General features: G+C 35.5%; 1 protein-coding gene and 1 pseudogene. Both read right to left on the minus strand.

All coding sequences use genetic code 11. From position 1 onward, the window contains the following. On the minus strand, positions 1 to 446 hold a 446-nt coding region (locus JHD69_RS19840), incomplete at its 3' end, for a hypothetical protein (RefSeq protein WP_199142070.1). After that, positions 443 to 1,152: pseudogene (locus JHD69_RS19845) on the minus strand (hypothetical protein); the annotation flags it as partial. The gene JHD69_RS19840 and the pseudogene JHD69_RS19845, both read right to left, overlap by 4 nt.

Below are 1,152 nucleotides of genomic sequence, written 5' to 3' on the forward strand. Positions count from 1 at the left end.
GATTCGTATTCTTGATATATGATGCAAAGACCTTCGATCGCTCTTAGAAAGTCATTATAGAATCTTTTTTCCCTAATCGTGTTAACAAGTATATCAACATTATTGGAATTATTTAGAAAGATTATATATGGATTCTGATACTGTTTCCAAACGCATTCAAGCAAACCCCTATGTATCCTTATATTGCGCTCATTTATTTTTAATAGTACCATTTCAAAATCCTCATCTTTATTTATCAGGATTTCCTCTGCCAAATAATCGATATTTTTTTCTATGTTATCATCATAATTGAGCCTTAATCCACTAAAGAAGGTGCATTCCGAATAATCAATCAAAAGGTTAATCAAAAAATCCCATTTTGGCTGAGAGATGTTTAAATCACCGTCTATATCTTTGATTGATATAACCCCTCTATTATGTAAAACTAAATCCATATTGTTCTTCATTTCTTTTTGTATTTCCAAAAATAAAAAGGAGCGGTTGCAGGATATTGAGCCGTGCTTCCATAGGTACTCCCATTGATATTAAATCTAAAAGTAGAATGATAGGTCATGGTTTCAGCTGTCATGTGTGACGGCCCATAATCCCATCTAACCATATTACCCCCTTTTTTAGCTTGTTTCACAGACAATATTGTTCCTCCTTGAGTCGACCTATTTTTATGTAGAGCATCAATTTTATAATTCCCAATTTTAAGGCCTTTTTTGCCAAAAAGCCCATAACCTTCATTCAGCTGAAAGCTGACCGCTTTGTCTACATACCCACCCGCTTTTTTAGTTAAATATGCTTCGGCTAATTGCTCGGTGAGATAGCCAGCAGCATATGCATAGTCATTTTCATCATAATTTGGAATATTCGCAACAATCTCTGCATTTGATTTAGTATTTTTGAGCCAACCATAGATGCCTAGAGTAAAGAGGTTTGCTTCTGTATCCAAGTAACCCTCCCAAGTGAATTGGCTTTTTATAAATTCCCAAGTACCTTTAGCACCGCCGACTATACCATTTAAATATGATTGGCCAAGTGTCTCGTCCTTTTTCTTTTTTTTCTTCTCATCGTCATCATTATTTCCCACATAGGACATCTGTATTTCTCGAAATATGTCTTGAGCCTGTCTCTTATACACATCTGACGCTGCCGACGAACCACGAC

Origin of the sequence: Pedobacter sp. ASV12, assembly GCF_016429155.1 — a bacterium.
Classification (GTDB): Bacteria; Bacteroidota; Bacteroidia; order Sphingobacteriales; family Sphingobacteriaceae; genus Pedobacter.